The organism is Denitromonas halophila (genome assembly GCF_007625155.1).
In the GTDB taxonomy this organism is placed as follows: domain Bacteria; phylum Pseudomonadota; class Gammaproteobacteria; order Burkholderiales; family Rhodocyclaceae; genus Nitrogeniibacter; species Nitrogeniibacter halophilus.
This window is the reverse complement of record NZ_VMNK01000031.1, coordinates 1-17985: the sequence shown is the minus strand read 5'-3', so window position 1 is coordinate 17985 and position 17985 is coordinate 1. Positions and strand designations below refer to the sequence as shown.

Sequence of the window (17985 nt, the reverse complement as noted above, 5' to 3'; positions counted from 1 at the left end):
CTTGACGTTGGCGTCCGCGCGGGCGACCACGGTGAAGGGCTCGGGGTGAACCGAGAACACGGCGCGCAACTCGGTGTTGGGGCCGGCTTCGGCAAACTTGCTGGTGCCCTTGACGGCGTGGTACTGCCAGTCGGACTGGGCGACGCCGAAGTCGAGCTCGCCAGCGCGGATGGTATTCACGTTGTACACCGAGCCACCGGTGCTCTCGACCGAGCAGCGAATGCCATGTTTGGCGCGGTCCTTGTTCATCAGGCGACAGATGGCGCCGCCGGCGGCGTAATACACGCCTGTGACACCGCCGGTGCCGATGGTGACGAACTTCGTTTCGGCCTGGGCCGGCGCGGCACCCAGGGTTGCACCGAGCGCAAGGGCGGTTGCGATAACGGTCAGTTTGGTCATGTGAGTCTCCTCCAGGAGTTTTTATAGTCTTGCTTGATTAGCCAGCTTACGGGGCTGGCTTGCCCGTGAATCAATCGTCAGGCGCTAATCGCCTCGAGCGAGGCTTCGATGATGTCCATACCCTCTTCGAGCACCGCATCGCTCAGCGTCAGCGGCACCATCACGCGTAATACGTTGCCATAATTTCCGCACATCAGCAGCAGCAATCCACGGCGTGCGGCTTCATCCTTCAACGCAGTGGCAATGTCTGCCGCGGGTTGATGCGGGTCACCGTTGCGGCAAAACTCCACCGCCGTCATCGCACCCAGGCCGCGCACTTCGGCCATGCTGGTGAATCGGGCTTGCATCGACGTGAATCGCGCCCGCATCTGTTCACCGATAAGCATGGAGCGCTCGCAGAGTTTCTCTTCCTCAACCACGTCGAGCACGGCCAGCGCGCTGGCCACGGCCACTGGATTGCCGGCGTAGGTTGAGCCGAGGCCACCGGGGTCCGCGGCGTCCATCACGGCTGCCTTGCCCACCACCGCCGACACGGTCATGCCACCCCCAAGGCCTTTGGCCAGCGTAATGATGTCGGGTTCAATGCCGTAGTGCTCGGTGGCAAACAATTTGCCGCAGCGGCCAATGCCGGTCTGTACTTCATCGGCAATCAGCAGGATGCCGTGCGCATCGCAAAGGGTGCGCAGGCGTTGTAAAAAACCGAGCGGCGCAGGCAAATATCCGCCCTCCCCTTGCACCGGCTCGATGAGAATCGCAGCCACCCGCGACGCCTCGATGCTGTACTTGAATACACGCTCGATCGACGCGATGGACTCGTCTTCCGAGACGCCATGCAGCGCGTCAGGGAACGGGACATGAAAGATCTCCCCGGGGAAGGGACCAAACTTGATTTTGTAAGGGGCAACCTTGCCGGTCAGCGCCATACCAAACATCGTGCGGCCATGAAAGCCGCCGCCAAAAGCGATGACGCCGGACCGGCCAGTCGCCGCACGGGCGATCTTGACGGCGTTCTCGACGGCCTCAGCGCCCGAATTCACCAGAAACGATTTCTTCGGTGTGTTGCCCGGCGCTGCGGCGTTCAGCCGCTCGCACAGTTCCACATAGGATTCATACGCCATCACCTGGAAACACGTATGCGTGAACTTGTCGAGTTGTTCGCGCGCCGCTGCCATCACTTTGGGATGGCGGTGTCCGGTATTGACCACGGCGATACCCGCGCAGAAATCGATCCAGCGACGCCCTTCGACATCCCAGATTTCGGCGTTATCGGCGCGCTCGGCAAAAAACGGGTGTGCCTGGCCGACGCCTCGCGGCAAGGCCGCCGAACGGCGCGCCATCAGCGCTGCGTTGGTCTTCGCGGTGTTTCCGTTGCGTGCATTCATACGTTTGCTCCTGGGCCTGTCGATCAGCGAGTCAATCAATGCCGCCAATGCAGACGTGCTTGATTTCCAGATAATCTTCAATGCCGTACTTCGATCCTTCGCGGCCCAGGCCGGAAGACTTCATGCCGCCAAAAGGTGCCACTTCGGTTGAGATCAGGCCGGTATTGACACCGATGATGCCGTACTCCAGCGCGCTGGAAACGCGCATGGTGCGGGCCAGGTTCTCGGTGTAGAAATAAGACGCCAGACCAAACTCGGTGTCGTTGGCCATGGCAACGGCTTCGGCTTCGGTCTTGAAGCGGAACACCGGCGCTACCGGGCCGAACACTTCTTCGCGCGCCAGGCGCATCGCCGGCGTGACATTGGACAGAATCGTCGGCTGGTAATACGTCCGGCCGAGCGCGTGACGTTTGCCGCCGCAGACCACACGGGCGCCCTTCTCGCGCGCATCGTCGACCAATTCTTCGACCTTGGCGATGGCGGCGTCGTCGATCAGCGGGCCTTGCGTCACGCCGTCGTCGGCGCCGTTGCCCACCTGTAGCGCGCTCACCGCGGCGGCGAGTTTTTCGACAAAGGCATCGTAAATTCCGTCTTGAATCAACAGGCGGTTGGCGCACACGCAGGTCTGGCCGGCGTTGCGGTACTTGGAGGCCATTGCGCCCTGAACGGCGATGTCCAGATTGGCATCATCAAACACGATAAAGGGGGCATTACCGCCCAACTCCAGCGACAGCTTCTTGATCGTCGGCGCACACTGCTGCATCAGAATCCGACCCACTTCGGTCGAACCGGTAAACGTCAGCTTGCGCACGGTGGGGTTGGCGCACATCTCGCCGCCAATGGCACGCGCGTCGCCGGTCACCACACTGAAAATGCCCTTGGGCACACCGGCACGTTCGGCCAGCTCGGCCAATGCCAGCGCCGACAGCGGCGTGGCTTCGGCCGGCTTGAGCACCATCGCACAGCCGGCGGCCAATGCCGGACCGGCCTTGCGGGTGATCATTGCCGACGGGAAGTTCCATGGCGTAATGGCCACGCACACACCGATCGGCTCTTTGGTAACGAGCACCCGCTTGTCGGCGTGGTGCGGCGGAATGATGTCGCCGTAAATGCGTTTGCCTTCTTCGGCAAACCACTCGATGAACGACGCCGCGTAGGCGATTTCACCGCGCGACTCGACCAGCGGCTTGCCTTGTTCGGCAGTCATCAGTTGGGCCAGGTCTTCCTGGTTGGCGAGCAACAGCTCGTGCCAGCGACGCAAAATCTTGGCGCGCTCACCCGCGGTCCTGGCGCGCCAGGCGGGCTGCGCCAGGCGGGCTGCGTCGATGGCGCGGCGGGTTTCATCCGCGCCGGCGCTGGGCACATGGGCGAGGACTTCACCCGTCGCGGGGTTTTCAACGGCAAAGGTTTGACCATTATCGGCGTCGGTCCATTCACCGTTGATGTAGCACTGTTGCTTGAGCAGGGAGGCGTCGGTCAGCTTCAAGATGTCGTTCTCCGAGATTGAGATCGCTCCGGGATCCGGGCGGCGCTGTTGGACGAGGCATCAGGCCATCGACTATCCAGCAATAGTTTGATTCTAGTCGCCAAACCGGCGCAGTATTGGTCCAATTTTTACAGAAAGACTGATACCAATTATGGTGCGGTGCAATGAACACGGCTAGTCAGATCACCTTGATTCGGCAGCGATTCGAGCGAGAGTCCACGGGCCGCAAGCTACGCACCACGCTGTATCTGGCGATTCGGCACTTGATTCTGGATGGTGCACTGCCGCCCGGCACCCCCTTGCCGGCCACCCGGGTGCTCGCCGACGAACTGGGCTTCAGTCGCAGCACTCTGGTGCGGGTGTATGAGCAACTGGTCGTCGAGGGCTACCTCCAAAGCCGTGGGGGCGCGAGCACCATCGTTTCAGAAGCCATTCCGGCAGCGTCTTCCGAAAAGTCCGGCGTCTTCGAACTCCCCCGCCCCGGCGCCTCCTTGTCGTTGCGGGGACGGGAGATCGCGCGGCACGCTAACAGCAGTCGCATCCAGGGTGGTGCGTTTGTCCCCGGCGTGCCCGACGTCGGCCTCTTCCCTTTTCCGACCTGGCGTCGCTTGCTGTCGAAGAATGTGCGTTTCGAGCAGCGCCATCTCGCCCGTTACAGCCAGGGCGGCTACGGTCCTCTGAAGGTGGCGCTGGCCAACTACCTGCGTGCGTCGCGAATGATGGCTTGCACGCCGCAACAGATCCTCATCCTCAACGGCTCCCATCAGGCGATCGACCTCTGCGCTCGCATGCTCTGCGACCCGGGCGATCGGGTCTGGATGGAAGACCCCGGCTACTGGGGCGCGCGAAACGTGTTACGTGCCAACGGCTTGTCGCTCGTGCCCATTCCGATCGATGAGGAAGGCATCAACCCGCCGGAGGTCACAGCTGGCGAACAACCACGTCTGATGTTCGTCTCGCCCTCCAGCCAATACCCGACCGGTGTGGTCATGTCGCTGAGCCGCCGCCTGCGCCTGCTCGAGCAGGCCGAAGCCAGCGGTGCATGGATTATCGAAGATGACTACGACAACGAGATTCGCTACCACCCGCACACGATCGGCGCCCTGTTCGGCCAGTCTCGCACACAGCGTGTGCTCTACCTGGGCACCTTCAGCAAGGTCATGTTCCCTGGCTTGCGCCTGGCGTATCTCGTCGTGCCCGAATATCTCGCCGAGTCGTTTGCTATCGGCAACGCCGAGCTTTATCGCGAGGGGCGCATGATTGAACAGGCGGCGCTGGCCGAGTTCATCGACGCCGGCCACCTTGGTGCCCATCTCAAACGGGTTCGAAACATCTACCAGGAACGTCGAAACGTCTTGCACACCGCCATTGAATCCCGACTCCAAGGCGAGGTTCGCACCACTGGCGGCATGGCCGGACTCCATCTACCCTACTTTTTCGAGACACCTGTCGACGACGTGGCCCTGGCCAGCGAGGCATTGGATGCGGGGATCGTCTTCCGCCCGTTGTCGATGTACTACGACGATGTTCAACATCGGCGAACCGGCATGGTGCTCGGATTTGCCGCAGTGCCCTCAGAAGCCATCGACGCGGCCGCCGGTCGGCTGTGCGGCATTGTCGAGCGTCACCTCAAAGCCGCCGCACGGTAAGGGCCGCTGCCACGCCCTTCGCACGACAAAAACGATCCTTCCGACCCATTTGATGGCGGCCGGAAGCTTGCTTTTTAGTCAAGCTTGGTGTTGAGTATATTTAACACTCATAAACAATTGTCCGGTCTTCGGCGCCTTTGTGGATCGTGATGATCTGAATTTTCGCAGCGCAAAATACGCCCCCGTTTGGGTGAGTTCAGCCGGGAATCAGGGTGAAGCGGCAAGCCCGGAAGCGTCAGGAGGTATTGGCTCTGGTGTCGAATATATCAAGCGATAGCACCCCGTCTTCGGACACCCCTTTTGTGGGTGAGCGCATTCGCGAACTTCGCCACCAGAAAGGCGTTTCGCAACGCGAGCTGGCGCGCCGATCGGGCGTTACCAACGGCATGATTTCACTCATCGAACAGAACAAGACGAGCCCGTCGGTCGCCCTGCTCAAGAAGGTGTTGTCGGGTTTTCCGATGTCATTGGCCGATTTCTTCTCCGGTGTCGACGAAGCCGAGTCCACCCCGGTTTTTTTCGCAGCGCATCAATTGAAAGTGATGGACAACGGGGCGATTCGCTTCCGGCAACTCGGCGAACAGGTTCTAGGCCGGTCGATGCAAATCATGACCGAAACCTACCCGCCTGGCGCAGACACTGGCGAAACCATGCTGTCGCACGAATCGGAAGAAGGCGGTTTTGTCATTCGTGGGCAGATTGAGGTCACGGTCGGGCATCAGAGCACCTTGCTCGGTCCGGGAGACGGGTACTACTTCGACAGCCGCCTGCCACATCGTTTTCGGAATCTCGGGAACGACACCTGTGAGCTCATCAGTGCGTGCTCCCCGCCGTCGTTCTGATCCGCCGGACACCGAAGCACCCACGTCACAACAAGAACAACGAATCCCCCCCGCTACAGGAGATGAATGAATGATTCCGTTTGCCATTGCCGGCGTTCAGATGCAGATCTCGACGCGGAACGAAAACATCACCGCCATGGGCCGCAAGCTCGATGTATTGGTGGCGCGTTTTCCGTGGGTGCAAATGGTCTTGTTCAGCGAGCTGGCGCCATACGGGCCGTCGCCGCATTATGCCGAGCCGGCTGGCGGGCCCGCCGAGCAGATTTTTTGCCAGATGGCGCAAAAGCATGGCGTCTGGCTGCTGCCGGGTTCGCTGTTCGAGCGCGTCGGCGACGACATCTACAACACCACGCCGGTCATTGACCCGAACGGTCAGGTGGTGACCCGCTACCGCAAGATGTTTCCGTTTCAGCCGTACGAGACGGGCATCAAGCCGGGCGAAGAATTTTGCGTGTTTGATGTGCCCGAGATTGGTCGCTTCGGCGTGTCGATCTGCTACGACATGTGGTTTCCGGAAACCACGCGCACGCTGGTTGCCATGGGCGCCGAGTGCATTCTTCACCCAACCATGACCGACACCATCGACCGCGATGTCGAGCTTCCGATTGCGCGCGCCAGCGCCACCATCAACCAGTGTTATTTCTTCGACATCAACGGCGTGGGCGATTGCGGCACGGGGCGTTCCATCGTGGTCGGGCCCTCGGGTTACGTGATCCATGAAGCTGGCGGCGGCGAAGAGACCATCCCGGTCGAAATCGATTTTGCGCGGGTGCGCCGCGAACGCGAAGTCGGCATTCGCGGACTGGGCCAGACGCTGAAAAGCTTCCGTGATCGACCGGTGCAGTTTCCGGTGTATCAGCACGACTCGAAGCTGGACGGCTACCTGAACAGCCTTGGCCCGCTGATCAAACCGACCCGCGGATCGCGCGCGGGCGTGAGTCTGCCGCCTGGCGCCATCGCGGGGCCCGACGGTTCGGTTCTGATGCCCAACACACATCTGACCCCCAAGGACGACATCGAGACGACGCATTTCGATCCAGCTACTGAACCACCGAAGTACTGATTCATACAGAGGGCTTCATCGTGATTGCTTACCTGTTGCTTGGTCTGATCATTGCACTACTCATCTGGCTCGGCATACGGAGCACACGGCAACCCTCAAACACCGTACCGCCTGAGAGGAGACAAGAGATGAGTGAAAAAATCACCAGCATGTCGGACGTTCGCCTGTTCTTTCACCGCAACGAGCGCCCGATCTATTTCATCAGCGCCACCAACTTCAACCTGGCCGGCATGGACGAACGCGTGCCCCACTTCAAGCACATCAACTACATCGACTGCTTTGACGGCCGCCACCCGAACGTGTTCGTACCCAGCGAACAACCGCATCCGGAATTTGAGGGCATTGAAGACATCAACAACTACATGCTCCAGCACAAGGAAGTACTCGACTACATCAAGGGCCGCGGCGGCGACCCGGTGGCCGTGTTCCTGATGTTCGACGAGAAGACCGAAGCGCTGTGCAAGGAGCTTGGCATCGAGGTGTGGTTCCCCTCCGCCGAGCTGCGCACCCGCTGCGACAACAAGATGGAGACCGTGCGCATTGGCAACAAGGCCAAGGTGCCGTCGGTGCCGAACGTGCTGTCCAAGGTTGAAAGCTACGAGCATCTGCTGAAGCTGACCGAAGAGCACAAGCTGGGCACTGATCTGGTGATCCAGACCGCCTTCGGCGACTCCGGCCACACCACCTTCTTCATCTCGAATGAAGAAGAATGGAAGAAGTACGCCGACGAGATCGTGAAAGATCCCGAAGTGAAGGTCATGAAGCGCATCAACTGCCGCGGCGGCACGCTCGAAGCCTGCGTGACCAAGTGCGGCACCGTGGTTGGCCCGCTGCTGACCGAGATCGTCGGCCAGAAAGACCTCACCCCCTACAAGGGCGGCTGGTGCGGCAACGAAGTCTTCCCCGGTGCGTTCACCGAAAAGGCCCGCATCACGGCGCGCGACTACGCCTACGCCTTTGGTAACCAGTTGCTCAAGGAAGGCTATCGCGGCTACTTCGACCTTGATTTCCTGATTGATCAGGATACCGATGAGGTCTATCTCGGCGAGCTCAACCCGCGCATCTGCGGCGCCAGCCCGATGACCAACCACGCGGCCTTCGCTTATGCCGACGCCCCACTGTTTTTCTTCCACCTGCTCGAATTCAGCGGTGCTGACTTCGACCTTGACGTAGCGGCGATGAACGAGCGCTGGAAGAACCCCAAGTACATCGACAGCTGGAGCCAGCTGGTGATGAAGCACACCGAAGACACGGTGGACATCGTCGACCAGGCACCACAATCGGGCATCTACCGCATGGACGAGGCCGGCAACGTGAGCTACCACCGCTTCGACACGCGCCGCCTTGCGGTTGAAAACGAGAACGAAGCCTACTGGCTGCGCATCACCGGGCCGGGCGACTATCGCTACGAGGGCGCCGACCTGGGCATTCTGATTACCCGGGGCCGTTCGATGACCGAAGACTTCCAGCTCAACGCACGTGCGAAGAACTGGATCCGCGGCATCCAGAACTGCTACAAGGGCCATCCGCTGGGCACCGTGCAAGAGCTGGCCGAACCGGCGCCGACCGCCGGCGCGTTCAAGATCCTCTGATCGGAGCGCGCGGCAAATGTCGCTTATCCAGAACCAGTCACTGCTGTTTCGCGCGGTCGAGGAAACTCGGCCGGGCGAGGCGTGGCTGGGCTTGTTTCACGCATTCTGGCCGTCGTATCGCCGCTGGTATCTGCAAAGCGGCGACGCGGCGCGCCCCTACTACCTGCCCTGCGTTCGGGCGCTGCAAGCCCACATGCCAGAGCTGATGCCGACCTACGAGACGCTGGTCAATCTGGCCGGCGGCGGCGATCTGGAAGCGCGCTTTCTGTCGCTGTTCTGCCCGCCGCCCTATGTGTCCGCTTGCTCGCAGGCGGTGTGGCCAGGTGAGCATCCGGTGCTGGTGCGAAATTACGACTACCCGGCGCAATTGTGCGAAGGCGTGATTCTCAAGACCACCTGGAATGGTCGGCAGGTCATGGGCGTCAGCGACTGCCTGTGGGGCTTGCTCGATGGCATGAACGAAGACGGCCTGGCGGTCTCGCTGTCCTTTGGCGGGCGTCGCGATGTGGGTGAAGGTTTCGGCGTGCCGCTGGTATTGCGCTATGTGCTCGAAACCTGCACCACCACCGCCGAAGCCACTGCGGCCCTGGCACGTATTCCGGTGCACATGAGCTACAACGTGACGGTGGTCGATCGCACCGGCGAGTTCGCCACGGTGTACGTCGCACCCGGCAAGCCCGGTGATATTCGCCGCACGGCCGCCGCCACCAACCACCAGCACAAGATCGAATGGCACCAGCACGCCAGCGCCACAGCCACCGTTGAACGGCATCGGCGTCTGCTGCTGATGCTACAGGACAGCGAGCTGTCGGCCGACACGCTGATCGGCGCCTTCTTGCAGCCGCCGATCTATTCCACCGCGTTTTCACGCGGCTTCGGCACGCTCTACTCCGCGGCCTACTGGCCCACGGCCGGACGTGCAGATTTCTTCTGGCCCGGCATGTGCTGGCCACAGTCGTTCGCGCATTTCACGCCCGGCGAGCGGCTCATACAGTTCGGCGAAGCGCAGATTCAGACTTGAGAAAGCCCCGGGGAGCCTCCCCGAACATCACGGCACGAGGCCCAGACCTCGGCGAGGAGACACAAGATGAAGGCAAGCAACAAGCCAAAGAAGTCGCTCGGTGAGTATTACAGCGCGCTCCAGTTGCGCACCGACCGCTGGACTAATCTGCGGATCGCCACCGAACAGCTCACTCAGACGCTGACCGACAAACGGCGCCTCGACGCCGAGCGCAAGATCCGTGAGTTGATCGAGGTGCTGCGCCCGATCGAGCTGTACTGGGCCTTCCCCGGCCATGACACCTTCGAGCGACTCGAAGTCCTGCTCGAAGAAGGCCGGGTCGAGGCGCTTGCCAATATCGTGCGCAATATCTGCCGCGCGCTCATGAGCAACAGCTATCGGCGCAATCCGCACCACCATGACCTCGACGAGCTGATCGAAGGCAGCCCCGACGACGAATCCAACGAGTCACGCCCCAAAGAGCTGCCCTATTTCGAAGTGCTCTTCGTCGACAACTTCACGCCGATTCAGGAAGCCAACCTGCGTCGCACCATGGCCAGCATGCGCCGCCCCGAAGACCCCTTTGTCTACGAGCCGGTCTTCGTCCCCAGCCTCACCGACGCGCTGATCGCCGTCATGTTCAACCACAACGTACAAACCGTCGTGGTGCGCAACGGCCTTCGGCTCGAATCAGAGCAAACGCTGGAGATTCTCCATCGTTACATGTCGCGGCTTGAAGAGGACGCGCTGCAGGACGTGGAACCCAAGGAATACGGCCCCGAGCTGTGCCGCCTGATCGCCAAGCTGCGCCCCGAGCTGGATGTGTTCCTGTTTACCGATCAGTCGGTCGAAGAGATTGCCGGTGCCAACCTGGGTAACTGTCGCCGCGTCTTCTACAATCAGGAAGACCACCTGGAGCTGCACCTGAACATCCTGCGCGGTGTGTCCGACCGCTTCGAGGCGCCCTTCTTCACCGCCCTCACCGAATACGCCCGCAAGCCCACCGGCGTGTTCCATGCCATGCCGATCAGCCGCGGAAAATCGATTACCCGCTCGCACTGGATCAAGGACATGGGCGAGTTCTACGGCATGAACATTTTCCTCGCCGAAACCTCGGCCACCTCGGGCGGCCTCGACAGCCTGCTCGAACCCCACGGCCCGATCAAGAAAGCGCAGGAAAAAGCCGCGCGCGCCTTTGGCGCCAAGCAAACCTTCTTCTCCACCAACGGCACCTCAACCTGCAACAAGATCGTGGTGCAGGCCATCGTGCGCCCCGGCGACATCGTGCTGGTTGACCGCGACTGCCACAAATCGCACCACTACGGCATGGTGCTGGCCGGTGCGCAGGTGGTGTATCTCGACAGCTACCCGCTCAACGACTACTCGATGTATGGCGCGGTCCCGATGCGCGAAATCAAGCATCGCCTGCTCGAACTCAAGGCCGCCGGCAAGCTCGATCGCGTGCGCATGCTGCTGCTCACCAACTGCACCTTCGACGGCGTGGTCTACAACGTCGAGCGGGTCATGGAAGAGTGCCTGGCCATCAAACCGGATCTCGTCTTCCTGTGGGACGAGGCCTGGTTTGCCTTTGCCCGTTTCGGCCCGGCCTATCGGCGCCGCACCGGCATGCATTGCGCAGCCCTGCTGCGAGAGCGTTTCAAGTCGCCTGAATACCGCGCCGCCTACAACAAGTACGCCGAAAAAATGGCGGACGCCGATGACGAAACCCTGCTTAAAACACGTCTGATGCCCAACCCAGACAAGGTGCGGGTGCGCGTCTATGCCTGCCAGTCAACCCATAAAACACTCACCTCGCTGCGCCAGGGCTCGATGATTCACGTGCATGACCAAGACTTCAAGGATGAGGTCGAGCAGGCCTTCCATGAGGCCTACATGACGCACACCTCCACGTCACCCAACTACCAGATCATCGCCTCGCTGGACATCGGTCGTCGGCAGGTCGAACTTGAAGGTTTCGAGTTCATCCAGCGTCAGGTCGAGCAGGCCATGTCGCTGCGCAAGGCGATCAACCACCATCCGCTGATCAGTAAATATTTTCATGTGCTAACGGTGGCCGAGATGATTCCGGCGGAGTATCGTAAGTCCGGCATCAAGAGCTACTGGGATCCCGAGCACGGCTGGAGCGACATTGCCGAGGCCTGGAGTGAAGACGAGTTTGTGCTCGACGCCACTCGCGTCACCCTCTCGGTATCCGGCTCGGGGTGGGACGGAGATACCTTCAAAAACCAGATCCTGATGGACAAACACGGCATCCAGATCAACAAGACCTCTCGCAATACGGTGTTGTTCATGACCAACATCGGCACCACGCGCTCCTCGATCGCCTATTTGATCGAAGTGCTGGTGAAGATTGCGCGTGAGCTCGACGAACGCCTCGACGACGCCAGCGCGGTCGAAAAGAAAATATTCGAACGCAAGGTCAAAGCCCTGCGCGAAGACCTGCCGCCACTGCCCGATTTCAGCTACTTCCACGACGCCTTCCGCCTCAGCGCCGGCAACGGCACGCCAGAAGGCGATATCCGCTCGGCCTTCTTCCTGGCCTATGACGAAGGCAAGTGCGAGTACATCCCCATCGAAGGCAATGCCATCGAAAAGGAAATCGCCACAGGGCGCAAGCTGGTCTCCACCACCTTTGTCATTCCCTACCCGCCGGGCTTCCCGATTCTGGTGCCCGGGCAAGTCATCAGCCAGGAGATCATCGCCTTCATGCGCGCGCTCGACGTCACCGAAATCCACGGCTATCGGCCAGAACTCGGCCTGCGCATATTTACCGAAACCGCACTCGCCGCCCTGGAAGCCAAACCGGTGATCCAGGCACTGCAGTAATCCACCCACACGACAAACACCCCGGGGTGCCACGAGCGCCCCGGTCAAACAACGACAACAAGGAGAACAGCATGTCACCACGCACCGATGAGGCCGGCTCCAGCCAGATCGAAGCGGTCGTCGAACTGATCCGCAGCAAACTGGCACCTGACCAGGCGGCAGTCGTAGAGCCGTTTGCACGCAAGTACTACAACCAGGTCGACACCGATGACCTGGCTGGCTTCGAAGTGGCAGATCTGTACGGCGCCGTGCTGAGCCACTGGCAGTTCGCCCGCAAACACGAAGGTGACACCAAAGTGCGCGTGTACAACCCGCGCATGGACGAACACGGCTGGGAGTCCACCCACACCGTGATCGAGCTGGTCGGCCCCGACATGCCCTTCCTGGTCGACTCCATCGGCATCGAGGTCAATCGTCAGGGCCTCACCCTGCACCTCATCATCCACCCGGTGATGGCGGTCGCGCGTGATGCCAAGGGCCAGTACCAACGCATGGTCGATGAGGTCAAGGCCAAGGGTGCGCGCTATGAGTCGATCATCCACGTAGAAGTTGACCGCCGCACCGAGCCGGCCGACCTCGAAGCGATCAAGTCCGGTATTGAGCGGGTGCTCAAAGACGTTCGTGTCGCCGTGGCCGACTGGCCTGCCATGACGGAGCGCCTCAAGGAAGTGATTGCCGATGCTGGCAGCAGCGCCACCCCCGAAAGCCCCGACGAAGTCGCCGAAGTCAAAGCCTTTCTCGAATGGCTGTCCGACGACAATTTCGTGTTGCTCGGCTGCCGCGATTACGACCTGATCAGCAAAAAGGGCGAGAACGAGCTTCGCATCCGCAGCGGCTCCGGCCTCGGTCTGCTGCGCGAAACCGGCGACAGCAAGCAATCGATGTCCTTCGCCGCCCTGCCGCCGCAGCTCAAGGCCCAGGCCCATCTGCCCAACCTGCTCACCATCACCAAGTCAAATACGCGCTCGACCGTCCATCGCCAAGGCTACCTCGACCACCTCAGCATCAAGTGCTTCGACGCCAAAGGCAAGGTCACCGGCGAGCGCCGCATCATCGGTCTGCTCACCTCGACGGCCTACAACACCAATCCGACGCGCATCCCCCTGCTGCGGCGCAAGGTGCAAGGCGTGATCGAGCGCGCCGGGCTGATGCCCAAGAGCCATGCCGGCAAGGCGCTGGCCACCATCCTCGAGCAATACCCACGCGATGAGCTTTTCCAGAGCACACCCGACGAACTCTTCAATACCGCGACCGGCATCCTGCGCCTCGGCGAGCGTCAGCGCATTCGCCTGTTCGCCCGCAGCGATGCCTACGCGCGCTTTGTCTCCTGCCTGATCTATATCCCGCGCGAAAACTACAACACCGAGCAACGCAAGCGCATGCAGGCCGTGCTGATGGAAGCCTTCGAAGGCGTCTCCTCCGAATTCGAGGTGCACTTCTCGGAGTCCGCCCTGGCGCGGGTGCTGATCATCGTTCGGACCAAAGACTCGGTTATTCCGACCTACGATGTCCGCGAGATCGAAACCCGTCTGATCAATGCCGCCCGTCGCTGGGAAGACGGCCTGCAAAGCGCGCTCATCGAGCACCACGGCGAAGAGCGCGGGATGCGCCTGTGCCGCAGCTATGCCACCGCCTTCCCCGCGGGCTACCGTGAGGACTACCCGGCACGCATCGCAGTGCACGACATCGACCTGATGGAATCGCTCGATCCGCGCAGCGGGCTGGGCATGAACCTCTACATTCCGCTAGAGGCACCGCAGGGCCACATCAACTTCAAACTCTTCCATGCTGAGTCACCGGTGCCTCTGTCCAGCAGCCTGCCGATGCTCGAGCGTACCGGCGTCAAGGTCATTGAAGAGCGGCCGTACCGTATCGAGCGGCAAGATGGTTCGCTGGTGTGGGTGCACGACTTCGGCATGCAACTGGCCGGTGTCGAAGAGCTTGACCTCGAGCGCCTGCGCCCGCTGTTCCACGAAGTGTTCGCGCGCGCCTGGTGCGGCGACATCGAAAACGACGACTTCAACCGCCTCACCCTGCTTGCTGGCCTCGACTGGCGCGAAGTCAGCATGCTGCGCGCCTACGCCAAGCACATGAAGCAGGCCGCCTTCACCTTCAGCCAGACCTACATGGAGCAGACGCTGGCCAACTACCCGGCGCTCACCGCTCAGTTGGTCAAACTGTTCAAGACCCGCTTCGACCCGGCAGAAGACACCGACCGCAACGCGCGCTGCGAGAAGCTGGTCACCGAGATCAACGCCACGCTCGACAACGTGGCCAACCTCGACGAAGACCGCATCCTGCGTCAGTTCCTGGCCATGATTCAGGCCACCTTGCGCACCAATTTCTACCAGCCTGGAAAAGACGGCAAACCCAAGTCCTACCTGTCGTTCAAGTTCAACCCCAGCCTCATCCCCAACCTGCCCGAGCCCAAGCCGATGTTCGAAATTTCGGTCTACTCGCCGCGGGTCGAAGGGGTGCACCTGCGTGGCGGAAAAGTCGCCCGGGGTGGCCTTCGCTGGTCAGACCGCATGGAAGACTTCCGCACCGAGATCCTCGGTCTGGTGAAGGCGCAGATCGTTAAAAACGCCGTCATCGTGCCGGTCGGCTCCAAAGGCGGTTTCGTGGTCAAAACGCCCCCGCCCGCCGGCGACCGCGAAGCCATGCTGGCCGAAGGCGTGGCCTGCTACCGCATGTTCCTGTCCGGCCTGCTCGACGTGACCGACAACCTCGTGCTGGGCGAGATCGTGCCGCCGGCTTCGGTGGTTCGCCACGACGAAGACGACCCCTACCTGGTGGTCGCCGCCGACAAAGGCACGGCCACCTTCTCCGACATCGCCAACTCGGTCGCCGCCGAATACGGCTTCTGGCTCGGCGATGCCTTCGCCTCGGGTGGCTCGGTCGGCTACGACCACAAAAAAATGGGCATCACCGCCCGCGGTGCATGGGAGTCGGTCAAGCGCCACTTCCGCGAAATGGGCATCAACACCCAGGAAGAGCCCTTCACCGTGGCCGGCGTGGGCGACATGTCGGGCGACGTGTTCGGCAACGGCATGCTGCTATCGAAAAAGATCAAACTCGTGGCCGCCTTCGACCACCGTCATATCTTTTTCGATCCCGATCCGGACCCCGAAACCAGCTGGGTCGAGCGTGACCGCATGTTCGCGCTGCCGCGCTCCTCGTGGGACGACTACGACCGCAAGCTCATCTCCAAGGGCGGCGGTATCTGGCCACGCAGCGCCAAATCGATTCCGCTGTCGGACCAAATGCGCAAGGTGCTCGACACCGACGCCACCGCCCTGCCCCCGACCGAGCTGATCCGCTGCATTCTCAAGGCACCAATCGACCTGCTCTACAACGGCGGAATCGGCACCTACATCAAGGCCAACAGCGAAACCGACGCCTCGGTCGGCGACCGCGCCAACGACGCCGTGCGTGTCAATGGTCGTGACCTGCGCTGCAAGGTGTTTGGTGAAGGCGGCAACCTCGGCGCCACGCAACTCGGCCGTATCGAATTCGCCCTCAACGGCGGGCGCATCTGCACCGACGCCATCGACAACTCCGGCGGCGTCGATTGCTCCGACCACGAAGTGAACATCAAGATTCTCCTCAACGGCGTGGTCGCCGAAGGCGAGCTGACCGACAAGCAACGCAACAAGCTGCTCATGGAGATGACCGACGAAGTCGCCACCCTGGTGCTGCGCGACAACTACTTCCAGACGCAAATCCTGTCGGTCACCCGCGCGCGCGGCACCGAACTGGTCGACGCCCAGGCCCGCTTCATGCGCCGCCTCGGCAACGCCGGCCGGCTCAATCGCAAGATCGAGTTCCTGCCCTTCGATGAGGAAATCGCCGAGCGCAAAGCCGCTGGCGCCGGCCTCACCTCGCCGGAACTGGCCGTGTTGCTCGCCTACAGCAAAATCGAGCTCTATGACGAAGTGCTGGCCTCGGATATCCCCGAAGACCCGTACATCTCCACCGCGCTCACCCGCTACTTCCCCGTCCCGCTGCGCGAGCGCTTTGCAGACCAGATTCAGCGACACGCACTAAAGCGCGAGATCATCGCCACGCATGTCATCAACAGCATGGTCAATCGCGTCGGCGCCACCTTTGTCGGCCGGCTCAAGGAAGAAACCGGCGCCACCGCACCCGATATCGTGCGCGCCTACCTCGCCACCCGCGAAGTCTTCAGCCTCGTCTCGGTGTGGGCCGACATCGAAGCGCTCGACAACCAGATCCCGGATGCCGTACAGACCCGCATGATTATCGACTCCGGTCGACTGGTCATGCGAGGCACCCTGTGGTTCCTGCGCCACCCCGACCTCACCAAGGATCTGAGCAAGACACTCAAGCGCTTCATCCCGGGCGCACAAGCGCTTTCCGAATCCCTCGAAGAAGTCGTTGGCGCCGGCTACAAGAAAGAGCTCGACAGAATCGCCGCCGGCTATACCGAACAAGGCGTGCCCGAAGCCCTGGCACGCCGCGTCGCCGGACTCGACGAGCTCTACTCTGCACTCGATCTGGTCGAACTCACCACCGAGACCAAGCGCGACCAACGCACGGCCGCCGCGGTGTACTTCGCTCTGGGCGAACGCTTCGACCTCCACTGGCTCGGCAAGCAGATCACCAGTCTGCCCGCCGACACCCACTGGCAGTCCCTGGCCCGCACCGCCCTGCGCGATGATCTCTCCGCCCAGGCCCGCAACCTCGCCGCCAACGTCCTGCGTCTATCGCCTAAACTGAGCGATGCGGATGAGTTGATCAAGGCATGGGAGACGCAACGCTGCACCCAGATCGACCGCAGCCAGCAACTCTTCGCCGACATCAAAGCCTCACCAAGCATCGACATGCCGATGCTGTCGGTCACTTTGCGGGAGCTGCGCAACCTCGCCTGAGTCCAACCGCCGGCGCCGCAATCACCACGGCGCCAGCAAGCACACCACAAAAAACGCCTCACGCGAATTGATCGCGCGAGGCGTTTTTTATCTCTGAACAACCACTAACTCACAGAGGGGACCGCAACTGAGCGCCAACTTTAACCAACCGGACTCCACCAAACCCGGGGCGATTCAGAAGGACAGACTGACCAACCTCGATAGTTGCGCTCTTGCTCAGAAGCTCCTGTACCTCGCAGCCAACAAGGGACTCCAGAGCTTTTTCGGAGTCATGGTCAATTCGCTGAATCGTCTCATTCATGGGCATAACGTAGAGCTAACCGGCGCTGCGCGGCTTCATCGCGCAGCGTCCAGCGACTGAAAGGAGCGAGGTTGAGCGCCGGGTTAGGCCTTTGTTTTAGAGGGAGCATGATGCTTTTCCATGTAGCTGGCGTAGCTGCCAAAGTGTTTTTGCCGACCAAGATAATGAGGGTATCGTTCATAGTGCCAACGGCAAGTGGCTACAAATTCCGAGAGATCAACCCCCATTGCCACGGCCAACTCTTCAAGGCGATACGTGTCTTTCATCAGCTCTGCGCATTTCTTGTCATTCGCGCCATTGGCATCATAGAGAACACCAGCAGGGAGTTCATGCAGCGTGTATTCAAGGTAGCGAAGAAGGTGTGCGTATTCGTCCTTTTCCGTCCGCGTGATGGTAATCCCCCCGGAAATTAGTCGCCGCCAGAAGTAGAATTTTCCACTTGCAGCAGGAGGAAGTTCTACGTGAAGACATCGCGTTTTTCAGACAGTCAGATCATCGCCATTCTCAAGCAGGCCGAGGGTGGCACGCCCGT

Annotated in this window: 11 protein-coding genes; 7 read left to right on the top strand and 4 right to left on the bottom strand. The window is 61.2% G+C overall.

Going from position 1 to position 17985, the window contains the following annotated elements; translation table 11 throughout:
- From FHP91_RS21015 to gabD, 3 genes are all read right to left on the bottom strand, one after another.
- Window positions 1-399, bottom strand: a 399-nt coding sequence (locus FHP91_RS21015; protein ID WP_144311396.1) for a TAXI family TRAP transporter solute-binding subunit, incomplete at its 3' end; no start/stop codon positions are given.
- Window positions 400-476: 77 nt separating this feature from the next.
- Window positions 477-1781: a 4-aminobutyrate--2-oxoglutarate transaminase gene (gabT, locus tag FHP91_RS21010; RefSeq protein WP_222105276.1), complete on the bottom strand. Its 1305-nt coding sequence runs from the start codon at window positions 1779-1781 to the stop codon at window positions 477-479.
- 31 nt (window positions 1782-1812) lie between these two features.
- Window positions 1813-3267: an NADP-dependent succinate-semialdehyde dehydrogenase gene (gene gabD / locus FHP91_RS21005; RefSeq protein ID WP_144311395.1), complete on the bottom strand. Its 1455-nt coding sequence runs from the start codon at window positions 3265-3267 to the stop codon at window positions 1813-1815.
- 164 nt (window positions 3268-3431) lie between these two features.
- Between gabD and pdxR the strand changes: the two genes are divergently transcribed.
- The 7 genes from pdxR to FHP91_RS20970 all read left to right on the top strand — a co-directional run bounded on the left by pdxR (window position 3432) and on the right by FHP91_RS20970 (window position 17152).
- Entirely contained in the window at window positions 3432-4916 is a 1485-nt protein-coding gene (gene pdxR / locus FHP91_RS21000; RefSeq protein WP_144311394.1) for a MocR-like pyridoxine biosynthesis transcription factor PdxR, read from the top strand.
- A gap of 212 nt (window positions 4917-5128) precedes the next feature.
- Window positions 5129-5758, top strand: a complete 630-nt coding sequence (locus FHP91_RS20995; protein ID WP_222105275.1) for a cupin domain-containing protein — start codon at window positions 5129-5131, stop codon at window positions 5756-5758.
- Window positions 5759-5828: 70 nt separating this feature from the next.
- Window positions 5829-6821 carry a carbon-nitrogen hydrolase family protein gene (locus FHP91_RS20990; RefSeq protein WP_144311393.1) on the top strand — a complete coding sequence of 331 codons (993 nt, stop codon included), beginning with the start codon at window positions 5829-5831 and terminating at the stop codon, window positions 6819-6821.
- 128 nt (window positions 6822-6949) lie between these two features.
- Window positions 6950-8413, top strand: a complete 1464-nt coding sequence (locus FHP91_RS20985; protein WP_144311392.1) for a biotin carboxylase — start codon at window positions 6950-6952, stop codon at window positions 8411-8413.
- A gap of 16 nt (window positions 8414-8429) precedes the next feature.
- Entirely contained in the window at window positions 8430-9434 is a 1005-nt protein-coding gene (locus tag FHP91_RS20980; protein ID WP_144311391.1) for a C45 family autoproteolytic acyltransferase/hydolase, read from the top strand.
- A gap of 66 nt (window positions 9435-9500) precedes the next feature.
- Window positions 9501-12260, top strand: a complete 2760-nt coding sequence (locus FHP91_RS20975) for an aminotransferase class I/II-fold pyridoxal phosphate-dependent enzyme (protein WP_144311390.1) — start codon at window positions 9501-9503, stop codon at window positions 12258-12260.
- A 71-nt stretch (window positions 12261-12331) separates the two neighbouring features.
- Window positions 12332-17152 (top strand): NAD-glutamate dehydrogenase, encoded by a 4821-nt coding sequence (locus tag FHP91_RS20970; protein WP_144311389.1) that lies wholly within the window; start codon window positions 12332-12334, stop codon window positions 17150-17152.
- Between the two features lie 293 nt (window positions 17153-17445).
- On the opposite strand, the gene FHP91_RS20965 is transcribed toward FHP91_RS20970, so the two are convergent.
- Window positions 17446-17634 (bottom strand): hypothetical protein, encoded by a 189-nt coding sequence (locus FHP91_RS20965; RefSeq protein WP_144311388.1) that lies wholly within the window; start codon window positions 17632-17634, stop codon window positions 17446-17448.
- Between the last annotated feature and the right edge of the window lie 351 nt (window positions 17635-17985).